Below are 18,763 nucleotides of genomic sequence, written 5' to 3' on the forward strand. Positions count from 1 at the left end.
TGCGCCATGCAGAAACGCGGCTGTACAGGTCCGATCGCGCTCCGTAACCTCCCCGCCGCAATTTCAGGAGATGCGACGTGGCGAAGAAGACGGCGACCAAGAAGAAAAGCGTTTCAAAGAAAGCAGCGAAGACCTCGAGCAAGAAGACCACGGCCCGCAAGGGCGCCGTCGCGAAGCCAGCCAAGACAAAGGTCAAGACAACGGCCAACAAGCCCGCGCCGCGTCGTCCCAAGGGGCCGGCATGGCAATGGTCGGCGGTCGACACCGCCGCCGCGATCCGCGCCGGTGCGATCTCCGCGGTCGAAGCCGTGGAAGCGCATCTCGAGCGCATGCGCGCCGTCAATCCCACGCTCAACGCTGTCGTCGTCGACCTCAGCGAGGAGGCGCTGAAGGCCGCGCACGCCGCCGACAAGCAGCGCGCCAGAGGTGGCGAGCTCGGCCTTCTGCACGGCGTGCCGATCACCATCAAGGAGAACGTCGACTACGAAGGCCGGCCCAATTTCAACGGCGTTCCCGCTAACAAGGATCTTGTTGCGCCGTCGGACTCGCCGGTTGTCCGCAACCTGAAGAAGGCCGGCGCGATCGTCATCGGCCTCACCAACACGCCGGAATTCTCGTTCCGCGGCTTCACCGACAATCCGCTGCACGGGCTGACGCTGAACCCCTGGGATCCGAACATCACCTGCGGCGGCTCCTCGGGCGGCGCGGGGGCGGCCGTGGCCGCCGGCATCGGCACGATCGCGCATGGCAACGACATCGGTGGTTCGCTGCGCTGGCCGGCGCATTGCAACGGGGTCGCCACGATCAAGCCGACGCAGGGCCGCATTCCCGCCTTCAATGGCAGCGCGACGGCCGAGCGGCCGATGCTGGCGCATCTGATGTCGGCGCAGGGCCCGCTCGCCCGCCACGTCGCCGACGTCCGTCTTGCGCTGGAGGTGATGAGCCAGCGCGATCCGCGCGATCCCTGGTGGGTGCCGGCGCCGCTCACCGGACCGAAGCCGAAGGGTCCGATCAAGGTCGCGCTGGCAAAGATCCCGGACGACATGGACGTCGATCCACAGGTTGCCGCGGCGCTGCGACAGGCCGCCGATCATCTGGAGCGCTCCGGTTATCGCGTCAGCGAGGTCGAGGTGCCCGACATCAACGGCGTCTGGCAGACTTGGTGCGACATCATCACCAACGAGACGATGGTGATGCAGGAGGCTGGCATGCTGAAGGTGACGTCGGAGGACTTCCACAAGGCGTGGAACGGCATGAAGACCAGGGCCAATGTGCTCGATCTGCCGGCCTGGATGCGCGCCACCGCCGCGCGCAACGGCCATATCCGCGCCTGGCAGTTGTTCTTCGAGGATTATCCGGTGGTGCTGGCACCGACCACGGTGGCTCCGACGCCGGGCCCGCGCGACGACACGATCAGCGCCGAGCGGGTGCAGGAGGTGTTCTGGGGCGGAATGCGCTTCATCTCCGCCATCAACGTGCTGGGTCTGCCCGGCGCCGTGGTGCCGGTCGCCGTGCACGACGGCAAGCCGATCGGCGTGCAGCTCATCTCCGGGCGCTATCGCGAGGACCTCGCGCTCGATGCGGCCGCCGCGATCGAGAAGCGCGCCGGCGTGCTTGTCCATCAACTCTGGAAGACCATGGCCTGAGCCTCCCGATACGGGCCTCGCGTGTCATGCGCGAAGCCCGGGCGGAGGGCTAGTTCGTCAAATGCGAGGCGGCGATCGCCTTCTGGAACAGCGCATTCAGTGCATCGCTGATGCTCGCATCGCTCGAGACCTCGTAATAATAGCCTGACGTCGCGCAAGCCTGCATCTTGGTCCCGATCGTGCTGCGAAACGGCGCGATATAAGTGGTGTACCAGCTGTTGTTGGTGATCGCGAGATAGGTGGTGTAGAGCACCGCGATCTTGACGCCGCGCGCCTTGATGGTGTCGCAGATCGTCGTCGTCAGCGGCTCCTGGCATCGTCCCGACGAGGTGATCACGGTCTGGCTGCAGCTCGAGGGGTAATAATAGTCGGCCACGCCGTCCGAGACGAAGAACAGCCATTTCTGCGGCGAGGATGACGAGCCGTCGCCGGGCGTCGGAATCGTGCTGTTCATCGACGACATTGTGCCGTCGAAATCGGTGCACATGTCGTTGTTGTAGTTGGTGTAAGGGATCGTCATCAGGTCGACGTTGGCGACGGACGTCTTCACTGAGGAGAGGCTTGAGGAGAGCGCCGAGATCGTGCTGAGGCCGATCGAGGCGCAATCGCTGCCCATGGTGTAGACCGCCATCCTGTATTGGTTGCTGACGAGCTGGCTCGCGGTCGCCGTGTCTGTCAGCGACTCCGTCGCGTCTCGCACCAGGTCGATCCGCATCTTGATCCCGAGATTCTTTGCGATCGCATAGTAGCTGTTGGTCTGCTTGGTCTTTTTTGTACTCGACGTGTAGGTGTCATGGCAGGCGAAGGCACAGCTGTCGGAGGTCGCGTTCTGAAGCGCCGTCATGTCGGCCGTGGTTGCGCCCAGCCCCTGCGAGGGCGAGTTGTCGAGCAGCACGTAGAAGTCGATATAGGCCGGCAGCGAGGCCGCGGCGGTCGAGGTCGCCGAGACCCCGATGGTCTTGTAGCCGAGGATCCCCATGAAATACGTCGTCACCGACGACGTCGCCGTTCCCGTGGCGGTGCGGGTGGTGACGCTGTCGGACACGGTGATGGTTACGGAGCTCGAACTCATGCCAAGCGCGGACATCTGTCCGGAGAAGGTGTTCAGTGCATCGCTCTGTGCGGTCGATGCGGTTTTGGTGATTTCACTCTTGGCGGTGGCGACCAGAACCGCGGTGTCGAGCGCGGCGGCCAGCTTGGTTTTGGCCCGCGCGGCGAGGGAATAGTCGACGGCGGCGCCGACGAAGGACAATAGCGGCAGCAGCGCGAGCGCGAAGATGATGGCGATATTGCCACTCCGGTCAGAAGCAAAGCGCGAGAGCAGGCGATGAGCATTCCCGGCGGCAATGGTCAAGCAGGCGCATCCTTGAGCGAAAACCATGTGCCAAACTAGCATCGCGGAACTTACGCAACGGTTGACCGCGATGCGCGTATCGTGTGTCCGCGTGTTGCAGTTTGTGTCGCCGACACATCGAGAAGCCCCATAAAAATAGATGTTTCGCGCAAGAGATCGGTCGCGTCCCGCAGCAATCTGGAAGCGATGCTCATGTGCTTCGGTGCACGTACTCACCGCGCGCGGATGCCGCGCGGTGTGAGTGCTCATCAGCTTGAAGTGCGAGAGGACGATATCGCCGGTAGTATCGTCATCGCGCTCTCGCGCGTCGCTCCGATGATGCGACGGCGTGAGCGCCGAGAGCAGCAAACTTGGATGCTGTCGTCGCCGCGAAGACGCTGCACCTTCTCCGACACAAGAGGAGAAGGAAAGAAGCAGCGAGAATTCGTTAATACAATTTAACTCGAACTTTAGCCGATTCACCAATAACCGTTAGGGTTACTTCATCGATGTCTAGGCGAATTATTGCCGGCTTTACCGCCCGCCTCTAACAGAGGGACGGCGGACAACGCACATGCCTCATACAGGCCAATAAGTGCGGCCCGCCCCACGCGGAGGTGGCACGATGCGCAACGAGACGATCGCTATTCACGCCGGCTACGAGCCCGAAGCCACCACGCACGCGGTTGCCGTGCCGATCTACCAGACCGCCGCCTACGCCTTTGACAGCGCCGATCACGGCGCGGCCCTCTTCAATCTCGAGGCCGAAGGCTTTCGTTACAGCCGCATCGCCAATCCGACCAGCGCGGTGCTGGAGAAGCGTATCGCCCAGCTCGAAGGCGGCGTCGGCGCGCTCGCGGTGGCGACCGGCCAGGCGGCGTTGCATTTCGCCTTCGTCAACGTCGCCGACCATGGCGGCAACATCGTGTCCGTGCCGCAGCTCTACGGCACCACGCACACGCTGCTCTCCCATATCCTGCCGCGCCAGGGCATTACCGGCCGCTTCGCCGAGAGCGACAAGCCGGAGGCGATCGAGAAGCTGATCGACGAGAACACCCGCGCGGTGTTCGCTGAGACAATCGGCAACCCCGCCGGCAATGTTTGCGACATCGAGGCGCTGGCGAAGATCGCGCATGCCCATGGCGTGCCGCTGATCGTCGACAACACCGTCGCAACCCCGATCCTGCTTAAGCCGTTCGACTACGGCGCCGATATCGCCGTGCATTCGCTGACCAAGTTTCTGGGCGGCCACGGCACCACGCTCGGCGGCGCCATCGTCGATTCCGGCAATTTCCCGTGGGCCAAATATGCTGACGGCTTCCCGGCCTACAACAAGCCGGACGCCTCCTATCATGGCCTCGTCTATGCCGAGCGTTTCGGCAGGACCGCCTATATCGAGCGTGCGCGCAGCGTCTATCAGCGCACCATGGGTTCGGTGCTGTCGCCGTTCAACGCCTTCCTGCTGCTCCAGGGCATCGAGACCGTCGCGCTGCGCATGGAGCGTCACGTCGAGAACGCCCGCAAGGTCGCCGAATTCCTGCGCAATGACCCGCGCGTCGCCTGGGTGAACTACACTGGCTTCCCGGACAGCCCCTATTATCCGCTGGTGCAGAAATATCTCGACGGCAATGCCTCCTCGCTATTCACCTTCGGCATCAAGGGCGGCATGGAAGCCGGCAAGACCTTCTACGATGCGCTGAAGCTGGTCACGCGGCTCGTCAATATCGGCGACGCCAAGTCGCTGGCCTGCCATCCGGCCTCGACCACGCACCGCCAGATGTCGCCGGAGCAGCAGCGCGTCGCCGGCGTGCTGCCGGAGACCATCCGGCTCTCGATCGGCATCGAGCATGCCGCCGATATCATCGAAGACATCGACCAGGCGCTGGAAAAGGCCTGCCCGGCCGCGCGTCTCCAGGCCGCGGAGTAGGCGAACGTCCCGATGAGCATCTTGATCGACAGGGATCAAGGTATCTCGAGCCCGGCGCTGGTGCCGGCCGATGGCGATCTCGCGCGCGATCGCGGCAGAGGCGAGCTGACAATCGGGCTGATCAACAACATGCCGGATCCCGCCTTGAAGGCAACGGAGCGGCAGTTCATGAAGCTGCTCCAGGCCGCCGCCGGTCCGCGCCGCATCCGCTTCCACTGCTTCTCGCTGCCCTCGGTGAAGCGCTCGCCGGAAGCGAAATGGCATGTCGAGAGCGAATATTCCGATCTCTCCGACCTCAAGCAGCAAAAATTCGACGGGCTGATCGTGACCGGCGCGGAGCCGGTCGCACCGGAGCTCGATCAGGAGCCGTACTGGCGCGACCTCACCGATCTCATCGACTGGGCCAAGGCCAACACGCGCTCCACGATCTGGTCGTGCCTCGCCGCGCATGCGGCGGTGCTGCATCTCGATCGCATCGAGCGACGGCCGCTTCCGGCCAAATGCCATGGCATCTTCGACTGCGACGCCGTGACCGGCGACTTTCTGACGCGCGCGGCGCCGGCGCCGCTCAAGATCTCGCATTCGCGTCTGAACGAAATCGCGGAGCGCGACCTCATGCAGGCCGGTTACCAGGTGCTGACACGCTCGGCCCAGGCCGGCGTCGACATTTTCGTCCGGCAATATGCCAGCCGCTTCGTGTTCTTCCAGGGCCATCCTGAATATGACGCGCTGTCGCTCCAGCGCGAATATCTGCGCGACATCGGCCGCTATCTCGCGCGCGAGCGGGAGGCCTATCCGCATCTGCCCGTGAGTTATTTTGACGCAGCAACGGAGGAGAAGCTCGCTCGCTTCGAGAAGCGGGCGAGGCACCAGCGCCATCCGGCACTGACCAACGAGCTCCCCGCGCTGACTTTGCGCGCCGATATTGCAGCCGGTAGCGCCGCGGCGGCGCTTTTCCGCAATTGGCTGCAATATCTCGGTACAGACGCTGAAGTTCCGCTGCCTGCGCGTTAGCCTGTTGGTTCCGCGTTAGGATTACCCGAGCGTTAAGCTTGCCTCAGACCGCGCGCAAATGTTTCAGTAGAGAAATATGGAATCACAGGGAATGCACTCGTGCTGTCGGCTCTCAACGGACGCTTGAGCAATCGGCTGGCCCGGCATTTCCGCGCCGCGCCGCACCTTTTGTCGGCGCATGCGCCGATGGTGAGCTTCACCTTCGACGACGCGCCCGACAGTGCGGCTAGTGAGGGCGCTTCGCTGCTGGAAGAGCATGACGGGCGCGGCACGTTCTATCTCGCCGGCAGCCTGATCGATCAGCCCGGGGATCACTGGCACGGCCTGTCGAACGATGCGATCGTGCGGCTGCATCGCGGCGGCCATGAGATTGCCTGTCACACTTTTTCGCATCTTCGCGCGGTCGATCTTGACGAGACCGCCATGGCGCGTGAGATCGAACGCAACCGCAGTTATTTCCGCGGCATCGATTCCTCGATCCGGCTTGAGAATTTCGCCTATCCGTATGGCCTCGCCTCGGTCTGGCGCAAGCCGCAACTCGCCAGAACATTCCGTTCGGCGCGCGGCATCCTTCCCGGTGTCAATCGCGACGTGATCGACCTCCAGTTCCTGCGCGCCTCGCCGCTGGTCGCGTGCGAGATCGATACGGCTGGCGTCGACCGCTATTTCGACGACGCCGTCGCAAGCGGCGGCTGGCTGATCTTCTATAGTCACGACGTCGTCGATGCCCCGAGCCCCTATGGCTGCACGCCGGCCTTGCTCCGCCACGCGCTGAAGGCGGCCGCGACGCGCAACATGCCGATCGTGACGGTTGCGGAAGCCCTGCGACGGATCGGGGCGTAATTTCTTGCCCTCTCCCACAAGGGGGGAGGGGAAGACAGCGCCCTGACGCGCAAACAGCCTTGCCACGCCCGGGCGGCCATGCGACTGGCGTTGTGACGAATCTCGCAGGCCCCCGCTACGCCATGTCCGCACCTTCCACCGCTCCGCTGCCTGCGCCGGCCGATGGCCGCGACGCGCTGTCGGTGCTGCATTCGGTGTTCGGCCTGCCTGGCTTCCGCGGCGCGCAGGGCGAGATCATCCGGCATGTCACCGATGGCGGCAATTGCCTGGTGCTGATGCCGACCGGCGGCGGCAAGTCGCTGTGCTACCAATTGCCGTCGCTGCTGCGCGAAGGTTGCGGCATCGTGGTGTCGCCGTTGATCGCGCTGATGCGCGATCAAGTCGCGGGCCTGATCGAGGCCGGCGTCAATGCCGCCGCGCTGAACTCGTCGCTGTCGTTCCAGGAGGCGTCCGACGTCGAGCGGCGCCTGATCGCGGGCGATCTCGACTTGCTCTATGTCGCGCCGGAACGGCTGGTGACGCCGCGCTGCCTGTCGCTGCTGGCGCAGGCCAAGGTGGCGCTGTTCGCGATCGACGAGGCGCATTGCGTCTCGCAATGGGGGCACGATTTCCGGCCTGAATATGTCGGTCTCTCCGTCATCGCCGAACGCTTTCCCGACGTGCCGCGCATCGCGCTGACGGCGACCGCCGACGAGCTGACGCGCAAGGAGATCGTCGAGCGGCTTCAGCTGACCGGTTCCCCGCAATTCGTCTCGAGCTTCGACCGTCCCAACATCCGCTACGAGATCGTCGACAAGCGCAATGCGGTATCGCAGCTCAAGGACTTCATCCGCGAGCGTCATATGGGCGACGCCGGCGTGGTCTATTGCCTGTCGCGCAACCGGGTCGAGGAGGTTGCTGCTGCGCTCGACGAGGCCGGCATTGCGGCGCTGCCCTATCACGCCGGGCTCGACAGCAGTGTGCGCTCGCGCAACCAGGATCGTTTTCTCAACGAGGACGGCGTCGTCATCGTCGCGACCATCGCCTTCGGCATGGGCATCGACAAGCCCGACGTGCGTTTCGTCGCCCATCTCGATCTGCCAAAGAGCATCGAAGCCTATTACCAGGAGACCGGACGTGCGGGGCGCGACGGCAAGCCGTCGGCGGCCTGGATGGCCTATGGCCTCTCCGACATCGTGCAGCAGCGCCGCATGATCGATGAGTCCAGTGGGTCCGATGATTTCAAGCGGGTTTCGATCCGCAAGCTGGACGCACTGGTCGGCCTCGCCGAGACCGCGCAGTGTCGGCGCAAGCGGCTGCTCGGCTATTTCGGCGAGACCGCGCACGGCGAGACCTGCGGCAATTGCGACAACTGCCTGACGCCACCGCAGATGCGCGACGGCAAGGTGCTGGCGCAGAAGCTGCTGTCGTGCGCCTATCGCACCGGACAACGTTTCGGCGCGATGCACCTGATCGACGTGCTGATCGGGCGCCTCACCGAGAAGGTGACGCAGTTCGGCCACGACAAGCTGTCGGTGTTCGGCATCGGGCGCGAGCTCAACGAGAAGCAATGGCGCACCGTGCTGCGGCAGCTGGTGGCGATGGGACATCTGCAAAGCGACAGCGAGGCCTTTGGCGCGCTGAAGCTGACCGACTCCTCGCGCGGCGTGCTGCGCGGGGAGACCGAGGTGTGGCTGCGCGAGGATACGCCCGGCATCCGCGTGCGCGCGAGCCGCGCCAAATCCCGGCGCGGCGATCTCGCGCCTGCGGCCAATGCACCGCAAGGCGACGTCGATCCTGAATTGCGCGCGCGGCTACGATCCTGGCGCTCGGATGTAGCGCGCGAACGCGGGGTGCCGGCCTATGTGGTGCTGCACGATGCCACCATCGACGGCATCGTCCGGGCCTGGCCGACCACGCTGGACGAATTGCGCAACGTGCCAGGGATCGGCGACAAAAAGCTCGAGCACTACGGCGAGGAGCTGCTGCGGATCGTGCGGACGCGGTAGAGCGCGACGACCGTAGCCCGGATGGAGCGCAGCGAAATCCGGGGCGGTCTTTCCGTATCGTGCGAATCCCGGATTACGCTTCGCTCCATCCGGCTACAGACCTCAACCGTTCCTAAACGCATACCCATAACCGTTCAGCGCCGGCGCGCCGCCGAGATGGGCGTAGAGGATCTTCGCACCCTTCTCGAAATGACCCTTCTGGGTCAGATCGATCAGGCCCTGCATCGATTTGCCTTCATAGACGGGGTCGGTGATCATCGCCTCTAGCCGTGCGGTGAGGCGGATCGCCTCCTTGGTCTCCTCCGACGGCACGCCATAGGCGGGATAGGCGTAATCCTCGATCAGCACGACGTCGTCTGCAACGATGTCCTTGCCGAGCTCGACGAGCTTGGCGGTGTTCTGCGCGATCGAGAGCACCTGCGCCTTGGTCTGTGCCGGCGTGAAGGAGGCGTCGATGCCGATTACCTTTCGCGCACGGCCGTCGGCGGCGAAGCCGACCAGCATGCCGGCATGGGTCGATCCGGTCACGGTGCAGACCACGATGTAGTCGAACTTGAAGCCGAGCTCTTGCTCCTGCTTGCGCACTTCCTCGGCGAAGCCGACATAGCCAAGCCCGCCAAATTTATGCACGGAGGCGCCGGCCGGAATAGCGTAGGGCTTGCCGCCCGCCGCCTTCACTTCCTCGATCGCCTGCTCCCAGCTCTTGCGGATGCCGATATCAAAACCGTCGTCGACGAGGCGCACATCGGCGCCCATGATGCGCGAGAGCATGATGTTGCCGACGCGGTCATAGACGGCGTCCTCGTGCGGCACCCAGGCTTCCTGCACCAGGCGGCACTTCATGCCGATCTTGGCGGCGACGGCGGCGATCATGCGGGTGTGGTTGGATTGGACGCCGCCGATCGAGACCAGCGTGTCGGCGTTCGACGCGATCGCGTCGGGGATGATGTATTCGAGCTTGCGCAGCTTGTTGCCGCCATAGGCGAGGCCGGAATTGCAGTCCTCGCGCTTCGCATAGATCTCGACATTGCCGCCGAGATGCTTCGACAGCCGCTCCAGCTTCTCGATGGGCGTCGGGCCGAAGGTCAGCGGATAGCGCGCGAATTTGTCCAGCTTCATGAGATCATCCGGATGGGTGTTAATGTTGGCTCGTGCCTAGCATCGCATTGGAAAAATGTGCTCTCGAATATTGCGCCCATATTGCGCATTTTCTTGCACTTATGACGCCATTCGCTAATAATCCTTCCGAAATGATAGATTAGTATGGAAGCCTCTTCCATGTCCGCTCGGCTCGATCGCATCGATCTTAAGATATTGAGATTGCTACAAAATAACGGACGGCTCAGCAATGCTGACCTCGCGGTATCAGTCGCCATCAGCCCCGCCACCTGCCATCGCCGCACCCAGCGGCTGTTCGAGGACGGCTTTATCGCCACTGTACGCGCCATCGTCGCCCCGAAGAAGGTGGCGAAGGGCACGCTGGTGATGGTCGGCGTCGTGCTCGACCGCTCGACGCCGGAGAGCTTTGCCACCTTCGAGCAGGCGATCGCAAAACTGAAATTCGTGCTCGACTGCCACCTCGTCGCCGGCGACTTCGACTACTTCCTCAAGATCCGCGTCGGCGACATGGACGATTTCAACCGTATCCATGGCGAGCAGCTGATCGCGCTGCCCGGCGTGCGCCAGACCCGCACCTTCTTCGTGATGAAGGAAGTCGTCGACAACGCGCCGCTGGAGTTTTGAGCGGCGTTGATGATCAAGGACGGCGCCTGCTCTGAGGCAGGCGCGGCCCCCCAAGACGCTTGCAATGGAGCAGAAAGCTGCCGCCTTCCTCGGTCCCCGCGACTTCTTTCCATCCACGCTTCTCTGGATCGCGCTCAAAGTGCTTCGGCTTCGTTTCAATGAATGGGCCTGTCTCTATTTCGATCTTTTCGATCTTCCAATCGTAGACTAGGGCCAATGCACCGGGTTCGTGCGCATGATTTTCAAAGTAAGGGAACGGGTCTATTCCGATGAATACTAGGCCTCCCAACCATGTGCCTGGGCGCGCATTTTCTGGAGGTTCCCCGTCGCAATACATGAGAACGCCAGCGTCCAGCACCCACCAATCATCTAGTGCATGCGCGACCTGGGCAACAATTTCGTAGGAATTTTCGAGGATATGCGTGAACGACGGAGCTCTGTGGTCCCGTCGACCGTACTTCGGAAGCGGGACGACCGGATAGAATTCGAGCGCGAACGACGCGTTCGTCGCTTGCGCGAAATCACCATAGTTGCCGTCCTGAATAATCCAATCATCAAGTCCGACAATTACATCGGCCATTCGAAGCCCCGTCCATAATGGATGACGGGACATAGCATGGTTGTGCCCGCGTCTCCACACCACTTGCAAAATCGCACGGTCGTCACGGCAACTTCACTTGCCTTGCGCGCCCACGCGGGCGACGGTCGCGCCTTCTCAACGAGGAGACCTGCCGTGCGCCTTCCCATTCTCGATCCGAAGGATCTGACCGACGAACAGAAGCCGCTCTATGCGGACATGCAAGCGGGCATCAAGGACCACTTCAAGGGCTTCGTGAACATGCGCGAGGATGGCGCGCTGCTCGGGCCCTGGAACCCGTGGATTCGCGAGCCGCGCTTCGGCAAGCCGGTGTGGGAGCTGGTCAAGGCGATCGCGTCGAACCCGCTGCTGCCGGCACCGGTGCGCGAGGTCGCGATCCTCGTCACTGGTTCGCATTTCCGCTCCGGCTATGAGCTCTACGCTCATGTGCTGGTCGCCGAGCAGCGCGGGCTCTCCGATGAGAAGCTTGCGACCATCGTTGCGGGACAGCGGCCGGTCGATCTCACCAGGCAGGAGGCGGTTGCCTACGACATGGCGTCGGCGCTGGTGAGCGGCGGCGTGCTGCCGGAATTGACCTATCGGGCTGCGGTGAAGGAGTTCGGCGAGCACGGCGCCGCCGAGCTGTCCTACCTCGTCGGCATCTACTGCATGGTCTCGGTCACGCTCAACACGTTCGATGTGCCGGTGCCGGACTAGCCTGCGCGCGGTTATGCCGCCGTGATCGCGATGACACACTCGCCCGCCAGAATGCAGGCCGGACAATGGAGGACGATCGTCATGGACACTTCACGCCGCATCTTGCTGGCCGGAATGGCGGCCATCGCCGTCGCTCCGGCCGCCGCAGCCGTCGCTCAGCCGACGCCTACGATCGGTGCGACGGTTGCCGAAGAACGTTTCGCGCGCATGATCGCGGCGGCGCATGCGCCTGACGTGACCTGCGCGTACCAGGCCGAGCGCTACGCGGATATGCATTGGCAAGAGTATGTCTCGGCGGCGAGGGCCGTGCTCGACGCGCGCGCGTGAAGCCTCTTACTTTTCCACCGCTCGCCGCACCTGCTCACCGATCTGCGACAGCACGAGCTGCGCCTGCGGCAGGATCGCGCCCATGGCGTGGAAATTGTGAACCATGCCGTCATGGCAGACGTGCTCGACCGCGACGCTAGCTGCGAGCAGCTTGCGCGCATAGGCATTGCCTTCGTCGCGCATCGGGTCGAATTCAGCGGTGTGGATGATCGCGGTCGGCAGGCCCGCGAGCCGCGTCGCGCGTAACGGCGAGATGCGGGGATCGGCGGCATCGATGCCGTCGGGCAGATAGTCGGCGAGATCGGCCTCGATGGTGGCTCGATCGATCAGATGGCCTTCGGCGAACGCCTCGCGCGAGGGTGAGGTCTCCTCGAAATCCAGCACCGGGCAGATCAGGCATTGCGCCGCGATCGACAGGCCGGCGCTTTGCGCTGCCTCCTGGCACACGATCGCAGCCAGCGTCGCGCCGGCGGAATCGCCGCCGATCACCAGCCGCTCGGCGTCGATGCCGAGTGATGGCGCCTCGCGCGCGACCCACTCGGTGGCGGCGATCGCGTCGTCGACCGCGGCGGGGAATTTGTGCTCGGGCGCGAGCCGGTAGTCGATCGAGATGAGCCGGCAGCCGGTCGCATGCGCGAGCGCTGCGGCGATGCGGTCGTGCGTCAAGATGCTGCCGGCGACGAGCCCGCCGCCGTGGAAGAACACGAAGCCGGCCGTGCGCTCACTGGCGCTCGCGGGTGTGTAGAGCCGATAGGGAAGCTCGCCGCCGGGGCCGGGGAGGGTGCCGTCGGACGCCGTGACACCCGGCGCATCGGCGCGCGCGAACTGCATCAGCTTCGCCAGCGACTGTCGCCGAGCCTCGACGCTCGGCCGGCCCCGCGCCTGCGTCCCGGCCGCAGCCATCATGGTCAACAAACGCTTTGCGAGCGGATCGAGCGGCATGGACCTTTCCTTCTCCCACAGGGGGAGAAGGTAACTCACTGCTTCCCCGCAGGGAATCATTTAGAAATTGCGACCAATAGTCGTGCCATATTGCGGCATCACGTCCAGGGGAGGCCGGTCATGGCCAACATCGCAAAGCCCATTGAATACTCGCCGAGCTGGACCTTCTTCGAGGGCAAATGGCACGACGGCAACGTGCCGATCATGGGGCCGCGCACGCATGCGGCCTGGCTCGGCTCGGTGGTGTTCGACGGTGCGCGCGCGTTCGAAGGTGTCGCGCCCGATCTCGATCGCCATGTCGCCCGCGCCAATCAGTCGGCGATCAATTTTGGCCTCAAGCCCGTGGTCGATGCCGGCACCTGGCTCACGCTCGCCAACGACGGTATCGCGCGATTTGCGGCCAACGCCGAGCTTTACGTGCGCCCGATGTACTGGGCGCAGAACGGCTCCGGCGGCGGCGTGCTGTTTGACCCTGAAACCACCAATTGGTGCCTGTGCATCTACGAGGCACCGATGCCGAAGCCGGTCGGCAACGCGATCACGCTGTCGCCGTTCCGCAGGCCGACCGCCGAATCCGCCCCGGTCGAGGCCAAGGCGGCCTGCCTCTACCCGAACAATTCGCGCGCGCTGGCCGAGGCCGCCTCGCGTGGCTTCCAGAATGCGCTGATGCTCGACATGCTCGGCAACGTCGCCGAGTTCGGCAATTCCAACGTGTTCATGGCAAGGGACGGCGTGGTGTTCACGCCGGTGCCGAACGGCACCTTCCTCAACGGCATCACGCGCCAGCGTGTCATCAAGCTGCTCCGCGCCGACGGCGTCACCGTGGTCGAGACGACGCTGCGCTACGCCGATTTCCTGGCCGCCGACGAGATTTTCTCCACCGGCAATTTTGCCAAGGTCGCGCCGGTGATTCGCATCGACGCGCGCGAACTGAAGCCGGGCCCGCTCTACAGCAAAGCGCGAAAACTCTATTGGGATTTTGCGCATGCGGTGAAGCTCGCGGCGTAGGCCCAGCTGTCGTCCCGGCGAAGGCCGGGACCCATAACCACGAAACTGGGTTTGACGAAGGCTCGGAGTTACCGGCGTCGCGCGACCACTCCTGCCTGGGAGTATGGGTCCCGGCCTTCGCCGGGACGACGGCGGAGTTGGTGGTGGCAGGCAGCAGGCGTCGACGAAAGCCTACTCGTCCTTCTTCGACATCCGCTCGAGGCGTTCCTGCATGTCCTTCATCTGCTGGCGCAGGTCGTCGATGTTGGTGTCCTTGGCCGGCTCGGCGCTCGCGTCGGGCTCCGGCTCGGGTGTCGCTGCCGGGCGTCCCGTCGGCGGAACGAACGGCTTGAACATCGAGAAGGTCTGCTGGAACAGCTCCATGTTGCGGCGGACCTGTTCTTCCAGCGGAGCAAAGGGAGTGCCGGACAGCGTGTTGGCGATCTGCTTGCGGAACTTCTCCTGCTCCTGGGTCAGCGTCGCGATCGACTGCTCCAGATATTTCGGCACCACCATCTGCATGCTGTCGCCGTAGAAGCGGATCAGCTGGCGCAGGAAGGTGGTCGGCAACAGGTTCTGGCCGGCCTTATTCTCCTGCTCGAAGATGATCTGGGCGAGCACCGAGCGAGTGATGTCGTCGCCGGTCTTGGCGTCGTAGACCAGGAAATCTTCGCCGTCCTTGACCATGGCGGCGAGATCTTCCAGCGTCACATAGGTGCTCGTTCCGGTGTTATAGAGCCGGCGGTTCGCGTATTTCTTGATGGTGGTGGGCTGGTCTGATTTCGCCATGGGCTCTCACTTGCAAAACGCTGAGAACGGGAACCTGCGGCAGTGCCGCAAGGCGCGGAACGAGTACGCAACGCAACAAAATAAGCATTTTCAACGGGCTCACGCTACCGTTTTGTGCGGCACGGTTAATTGCGCAGCAAAAACCTGCTTGCGAAATCGCCAAGAACGCTATTTTGAATGCGCTGCGGCACGAATTCGGTCAGCGGCCGATTGACATGCCTCAACGACGTTAACAGGATGCCGGACGAGACTGACGGGCCATTTCCCAGCGACCGCCCGCCCCTTTCAAGAACCTCAAGCCCCAGGAGATGCCCATGTCAGACGATGTCGTCATCGTCAGCGCCGCCCGCACCCCGGTCGGAAGCTTCAACGGAGCCTTCGCGACCCTTCCCGCCCACGATCTGGGCGCCATCGCCATCAAGGCCGCGCTGGAGCGCGGTGGCATCGAGCCCGGCCGGGTCTCCGAAGTCATCATGGGTCAGATCCTGACCGCCGCTCAGGGCCAGAACCCGGCCCGCCAGGCCTCGATCATGGCCGGCATTCCGGTGGAGAGCCCGGCCTGGGGCGTGAACCAGCTTTGCGGCTCGGGCCTGCGCACGGTTGCGCTCGGCTACCAGGCGCTGCTCAACGGCGATTCGGAGATCGTGGTCGCCGGCGGCCAGGAATCCATGAGCATGGCCCCGCACGCCCAGTACCTGCGCGGCGGCGTCAAGATGGGCGCGGTCGAGTTCATCGACACCATGATCAAGGACGGCCTGTGGGATGCCTTCAACGGCTACCACATGGGTAACACCGCCGAGAACGTCGCGCGGCAGTGGCAGATCACCCGCGCCCAGCAGGACGAGTTCGCGGTCGCCTCGCAGCAAAAGGCCGAGGCCGCGCAGAAGGCCGGGAAGTTCAAGGACGAGATCGTTCCCGTCACCATCAAGACCCGCAAGGGCGACGTCGTCGTCAGCGACGACGAATATCCGCGCCATGGCGCCACGCTCGACGCGATGGCGAAGCTCAAGCCGGCCTTCGAGAAGGAAGGCACGGTCACCGCGGGTTCGGCCTCCGGCATCAATGACGGTGCCGCCGCCGTGGTGCTGATGACGGCCAAGCAGGCTGCCAAGGAAGGCAAGAAGCCGCTCGCGCGGATCGTGTCCTGGGCACAGGCCGGTGTCGATCCGAAGATCATGGGCTCGGGCCCGATCCCGGCCTCGCGCGCCGCGCTGAAGAAGGCCGGCTGGAGCGTCGGCGACCTCGACCTGATCGAGGCCAACGAGGCCTTCGCGGCGCAGGCCTGCGCCGTCAACAAGGATCTCGGCTGGGACACCTCCAAGGTCAACGTCAACGGCGGCGCGATCGCGATCGGTCACCCGGTCGGCGCTTCCGGCGCACGCGTGCTGGTGACATTGCTGCACGAGATGCAGAAGCGCGATTCGAAGAAGGGCCTTGCCACGCTGTGCATCGGCGGCGGCATGGGTATCGCGATGTGCATCGCGCGCGACTGACGTGTGACTTTACGTGTCATTTGCGCGTGCGCTGCACACATGAGTGAGTGCGTTGCACGCGATTAAAAAGGCGGCGGTTGCAAATCAAATATTCTTCGCAACCGCGCAAGCCTCGACTAAAGAGAAACGCCCGGCTCAACGCCGGGCGTTTTGTTCTTGATGTCCGTCAAACCTGCCGCATAATCCACCGCTAAAAAACCATCACGAGAGAAACGTCCGAAGAGTCCAAGGGAAGGAATACGACATGGCACGAGTTGCATTGGTGACGGGTGGTACGCGGGGCATCGGAGCTGCGATCAGCAAGGCGCTGAAGGCAGCCGGCTACAAGGTCGCGGCGAGCTATGCCGGCAACGATGCGGCGGCGGAGAAATTCAAGGCCGAGACCGGCATCGCCGTCTACAAATGGGACGTCAGCAATTTCGATGCCTGCGCCGAGGGCGTGAAGAAGGTCGAGGCCGAAGTCGGCCCGGTCGATGTGCTCGTCAACAATGCCGGCATCACCAAGGACGGCGCCTTCCACAAGATGAGCCTTGAGCAATGGAACGCCGTGATCGGCACCAATCTCGGCTCGCTGTTCAACATGTCGCGCCAGGTGATCGAGGGTATGCGCGGCCGCAAGTTCGGCCGCATCATCAACATCTCCTCAATCAACGGCCAGAAGGGCCAGTTCGGTCAGGTCAACTATTCCGCGGCCAAGGCCGGCGAGATCGGCTTCACCAAGGCCTTGGCGCTGGAGAATGCGAAGGGCGGCGTCACCGTGAACGCGATCTGCCCGGGCTACATCAACACCGAGATGGTGCAGGCGGTGCCGAAGGATGTGCTTGAGAAGGCAATCCTGCCGCTGATCCCGATCGGCCGTCTCGGCGAGCCCGAGGAGATCGCGCGCGCGGTCGTGTTCCTCGCGGCGGACGAAGCCGGCGCCATCACCGGCTCGACGCTGACCGTCAACGGCGGCCAATACATGGTGTGATGCGATCGCATCACGCGGGCCGATATTAGCGACATCGTCATGCCCGGCCTTGCGCCGGGCATTTTGTACTGTCATTCCGGCTTACCGCGATTGCGGCAAACCCGGAATGACGAGGCTTCCACTTCGATGACTCCCCGCACCGCGACGCTGATCGGATTGACCGCGATCCTGATGTGGTCGCTGCTCTCCGTGATGACGGTGGCGACCGGCAAGATCCCGGCGTTCCAGCTCGCGGCGATGACCTTCGCGATCGGCGGTCTCGTCGGCCTGCTCACCTGGATCGGCCGCAGCGAGGCGGCGAAAAGCCTGCGCCAGCCGCTGGTCGTCTGGGCCGTCGGCGTCGGCGGATTGTTCGGCTATCATGCGCTGTATTTTCTGGCGCTGCGCTTCGCGCCGCCGGCCGAAGCCGGCCTGTTGAATTATCTCTGGCCGCTCCTGATCGTGCTGTTCTCGTCGTTCCTGCCGGGTGAGCGGCTGGCCATGCACCACATCATCGGTGCCGTGCTCGGCCTCGTCGGCACCGTGCTCCTGTTCGCTGGTAACACGACCGGCTTTGCGCCAGGCACGATACCGGGGCTGATCGCGGCCTTCATCGCCGCCTTCGTGTGGGCGACCTATTCAGTGCTGTCGCGACGATTGAAGGCGGTGCCGACCGACGCGGTCGCCGGCTTCTGCCTCGCCACCGCACTGCTCGCCGCGCTGATGCATGGCGCGCTCGAAACGACCGTGTGGCCGGAGACCACGCTGCAATGGCTTGCCGTCCTCGCGCTCGGCATCGGTCCTGTCGGCGCGGCCTTCTACGCCTGGGACATCGGTATGAAGCGCGGCGACATCCGCGTGCTCGGCGCCGCTTCCTACGCGACGCCGCTGCTCTCGACCGGCTTCCTCATCGCCGCCGGCTTTGCCAAAGCCAGCGCCAACATCGCCATCGCCGCAATCCTGATTGCCGGCGGCGGCCTGATCGCGGCAAAGGACATGGTGCTGAGGAAACGGTGAGTCTTTGCTCTCTAAGGCTCCCAGCCCTTCGGCGCGAGCTCGAACTTTGCGAACTCGAACGCTGGGGCCACGGTGCAGCCGACCAGCGTCCACTCGCCGGTGGTCTCCGCCATCTGCCAGGCCTCGGCCGGCACGATCGCCTGTGGCCGCTCGCCGCTTACGAGGTCGGTGCCGAGCCGCACCTCGTGCTGTGAGCAACCTTCGTGGGCGATGCGCAGCGTCAGCGGGCTGCCGGCATAGTAATGCCAGGTCTCGACCGCATCGATCCGGTGCCAGTGCGAACGCTCGCCGCGCGCGAGCAGATAGTAGATCGACGTCGAGCGCGATCGTCCGTTGACATCCGTGGTCTGGTCGCGAAACGTCTCGCGGTAGTGCCCGCCTTCGGGATGGGGGCGGAGTTCAAGGCGCGCGATGATCTCGGCTGCAGTCGGCATCGATCCCCGTCAGGACTTGTGCTTCAAGATCTGTTCG

At 64.0% G+C, this 18,763-nt stretch carries 18 protein-coding genes; 12 read left to right on the plus strand and 6 right to left on the minus strand.

Going from position 1 to position 18,763, the window contains the following annotated elements; all coding sequences use genetic code 11:
* Positions 1-77 precede the first annotated feature (77 nt).
* A complete protein-coding gene (locus IC761_RS02775) occupies positions 78-1,646 on the plus strand; it encodes an amidase family protein (protein ID WP_195801785.1) in 1,569 nt (522 codons plus the stop codon).
* Positions 1,647-1,695: 49 nt separating this feature from the next.
* On the opposite strand, the gene IC761_RS02780 is transcribed toward IC761_RS02775, so the two are convergent.
* Positions 1,696-3,000, minus strand: coding sequence for a TadE/TadG family type IV pilus assembly protein (locus IC761_RS02780; protein ID WP_438265077.1), 1,305 nt, complete (start codon positions 2,998-3,000; stop codon positions 1,696-1,698).
* Positions 3,001-3,604: 604 nt separating this feature from the next.
* Between IC761_RS02780 and IC761_RS02785 the strand changes: the two genes are divergently transcribed.
* From IC761_RS02785 to recQ, 4 genes are all read left to right on the plus strand, one after another.
* A complete protein-coding gene (locus IC761_RS02785; RefSeq protein WP_195801787.1) occupies positions 3,605-4,906 on the plus strand; it encodes an O-acetylhomoserine aminocarboxypropyltransferase/cysteine synthase family protein in 1,302 nt (433 codons plus the stop codon).
* Between the two features lie 12 nt (positions 4,907-4,918).
* Positions 4,919-5,920 (plus strand): homoserine O-succinyltransferase MetA, encoded by a 1,002-nt coding sequence (metA, locus tag IC761_RS02790; RefSeq protein ID WP_195801788.1) that lies wholly within the window; start codon positions 4,919-4,921, stop codon positions 5,918-5,920.
* A 99-nt stretch (positions 5,921-6,019) separates the two neighbouring features.
* Positions 6,020-6,763 (plus strand): polysaccharide deacetylase family protein, encoded by a 744-nt coding sequence (locus tag IC761_RS02795; RefSeq protein WP_195801789.1) that lies wholly within the window; start codon positions 6,020-6,022, stop codon positions 6,761-6,763.
* Positions 6,764-6,885: 122 nt separating this feature from the next.
* On the plus strand, positions 6,886-8,751 hold the full coding sequence (recQ, locus tag IC761_RS02800) for a DNA helicase RecQ (protein ID WP_195801790.1): 1,866 nt from the start codon (positions 6,886-6,888) through the stop codon (positions 8,749-8,751).
* A 102-nt stretch (positions 8,752-8,853) separates the two neighbouring features.
* Here the strand turns inward: recQ and IC761_RS02805 are convergent, their stop codons facing one another.
* Positions 8,854-9,870, minus strand: coding sequence for a 1-aminocyclopropane-1-carboxylate deaminase (locus tag IC761_RS02805; protein ID WP_195801791.1), 1,017 nt, complete (start codon positions 9,868-9,870; stop codon positions 8,854-8,856).
* Positions 9,871-10,029: 159 nt separating this feature from the next.
* Between IC761_RS02805 and IC761_RS02810 the strand changes: the two genes are divergently transcribed.
* Positions 10,030-10,494 (plus strand): Lrp/AsnC family transcriptional regulator, encoded by a 465-nt coding sequence (locus tag IC761_RS02810; RefSeq protein ID WP_195801792.1) that lies wholly within the window; start codon positions 10,030-10,032, stop codon positions 10,492-10,494.
* Between the two features lie 13 nt (positions 10,495-10,507).
* Here the strand turns inward: IC761_RS02810 and IC761_RS02815 are convergent, their stop codons facing one another.
* Complete coding sequence (locus IC761_RS02815) at positions 10,508-11,074, minus strand: hypothetical protein (RefSeq protein ID WP_195801793.1); 567 nt, start codon at positions 11,072-11,074, stop codon at positions 10,508-10,510.
* A gap of 153 nt (positions 11,075-11,227) precedes the next feature.
* Between IC761_RS02815 and IC761_RS02820 the strand changes: the two genes are divergently transcribed.
* Together IC761_RS02820 and IC761_RS02825 are read left to right on the plus strand one after the other, a co-directional pair.
* Entirely contained in the window at positions 11,228-11,788 is a 561-nt protein-coding gene (locus tag IC761_RS02820; RefSeq protein WP_195801794.1) for a carboxymuconolactone decarboxylase family protein, read from the plus strand.
* Between the two features lie 81 nt (positions 11,789-11,869).
* Positions 11,870-12,115, plus strand: coding sequence for a hypothetical protein (locus IC761_RS02825; protein ID WP_195801795.1), 246 nt, complete (start codon positions 11,870-11,872; stop codon positions 12,113-12,115).
* Positions 12,116-12,121: 6 nt separating this feature from the next.
* On the opposite strand, the gene IC761_RS02830 is transcribed toward IC761_RS02825, so the two are convergent.
* Positions 12,122-13,057, minus strand: coding sequence for an alpha/beta hydrolase (locus tag IC761_RS02830; RefSeq protein ID WP_195801796.1), 936 nt, complete (start codon positions 13,055-13,057; stop codon positions 12,122-12,124).
* Between the two features lie 120 nt (positions 13,058-13,177).
* Here IC761_RS02830 and IC761_RS02835 point away from each other — a divergent pair, with 120 nt between their 5' ends.
* The gene (locus IC761_RS02835; protein WP_195801797.1) at positions 13,178-14,065 is read left to right on the plus strand and encodes a branched-chain amino acid aminotransferase; all 888 of its coding nucleotides are present in this window, start codon (positions 13,178-13,180) and stop codon (positions 14,063-14,065) included.
* A 171-nt stretch (positions 14,066-14,236) separates the two neighbouring features.
* Here IC761_RS02835 and phaR read toward each other — a convergent pair whose 3' ends face one another.
* Entirely contained in the window at positions 14,237-14,833 is a 597-nt protein-coding gene (gene phaR, locus IC761_RS02840) for a polyhydroxyalkanoate synthesis repressor PhaR (RefSeq protein ID WP_195801798.1), read from the minus strand.
* A 314-nt stretch (positions 14,834-15,147) separates the two neighbouring features.
* Between phaR and IC761_RS02845 the strand changes: the two genes are divergently transcribed.
* From IC761_RS02845 to yddG, 3 genes are all read left to right on the plus strand, one after another.
* Positions 15,148-16,326, plus strand: coding sequence for an acetyl-CoA C-acetyltransferase (locus tag IC761_RS02845; protein ID WP_195801799.1), 1,179 nt, complete (start codon positions 15,148-15,150; stop codon positions 16,324-16,326).
* A 244-nt stretch (positions 16,327-16,570) separates the two neighbouring features.
* Positions 16,571-17,296: an acetoacetyl-CoA reductase gene (gene phbB, locus IC761_RS02850; protein ID WP_195801800.1), complete on the plus strand. Its 726-nt coding sequence runs from the start codon at positions 16,571-16,573 to the stop codon at positions 17,294-17,296.
* A gap of 126 nt (positions 17,297-17,422) precedes the next feature.
* Positions 17,423-18,292, plus strand: a complete 870-nt coding sequence (yddG, locus tag IC761_RS02855) for an aromatic amino acid exporter YddG (protein WP_195801801.1) — start codon at positions 17,423-17,425, stop codon at positions 18,290-18,292.
* A gap of 11 nt (positions 18,293-18,303) precedes the next feature.
* Here yddG and IC761_RS02860 read toward each other — a convergent pair whose 3' ends face one another.
* Positions 18,304-18,726, minus strand: coding sequence for a cupin domain-containing protein (locus IC761_RS02860; protein WP_195801802.1), 423 nt, complete (start codon positions 18,724-18,726; stop codon positions 18,304-18,306).
* Positions 18,727-18,763 lie beyond the last annotated feature (37 nt).

The sequence above is a fragment of the Bradyrhizobium commune genome, from assembly GCF_015624505.1.
In the GTDB taxonomy this organism is placed as follows: Bacteria; Pseudomonadota; Alphaproteobacteria; order Rhizobiales; family Xanthobacteraceae; genus Bradyrhizobium; species Bradyrhizobium commune.

Excerpts from the sequence above, each read along its gene's own strand:
- IC761_RS02785 (WP_195801787.1), top strand. The coding sequence starts at position 3,605 with ATGCGCAACGAGACGATCGCTATTCACGCCGGCTACGAGCCCGAAGCC.
- metA (WP_195801788.1), top strand. The coding sequence starts at position 4,919 with ATGAGCATCTTGATCGACAGGGATCAAGGTATCTCGAGCCCGGCGCTG.
- recQ (WP_195801790.1), top strand. The coding sequence starts at position 6,886 with ATGTCCGCACCTTCCACCGCTCCGCTGCCTGCGCCGGCCGATGGCCGC.
- IC761_RS02805 (WP_195801791.1), bottom strand. The coding sequence starts at position 9,870 with ATGAAGCTGGACAAATTCGCGCGCTATCCGCTGACCTTCGGCCCGACG.
- IC761_RS02810 (WP_195801792.1), top strand. The coding sequence starts at position 10,030 with ATGTCCGCTCGGCTCGATCGCATCGATCTTAAGATATTGAGATTGCTA.
- IC761_RS02815 (WP_195801793.1), bottom strand. The coding sequence starts at position 11,074 with ATGGCCGATGTAATTGTCGGACTTGATGATTGGATTATTCAGGACGGC.
- IC761_RS02825 (WP_195801795.1), top strand. The coding sequence starts at position 11,870 with ATGGACACTTCACGCCGCATCTTGCTGGCCGGAATGGCGGCCATCGCC.
- IC761_RS02830 (WP_195801796.1), bottom strand. The coding sequence starts at position 13,057 with ATGCCGCTCGATCCGCTCGCAAAGCGTTTGTTGACCATGATGGCTGCG.
- IC761_RS02835 (WP_195801797.1), top strand. The coding sequence starts at position 13,178 with ATGGCCAACATCGCAAAGCCCATTGAATACTCGCCGAGCTGGACCTTC.
- phaR (WP_195801798.1), bottom strand. The coding sequence starts at position 14,833 with ATGGCGAAATCAGACCAGCCCACCACCATCAAGAAATACGCGAACCGC.
- IC761_RS02845 (WP_195801799.1), top strand. The coding sequence starts at position 15,148 with ATGTCAGACGATGTCGTCATCGTCAGCGCCGCCCGCACCCCGGTCGGA.
- phbB (WP_195801800.1), top strand. The coding sequence starts at position 16,571 with ATGGCACGAGTTGCATTGGTGACGGGTGGTACGCGGGGCATCGGAGCT.
- yddG (WP_195801801.1), top strand. The coding sequence starts at position 17,423 with ATGACTCCCCGCACCGCGACGCTGATCGGATTGACCGCGATCCTGATG.
- IC761_RS02860 (WP_195801802.1), bottom strand. The coding sequence starts at position 18,726 with ATGCCGACTGCAGCCGAGATCATCGCGCGCCTTGAACTCCGCCCCCAT.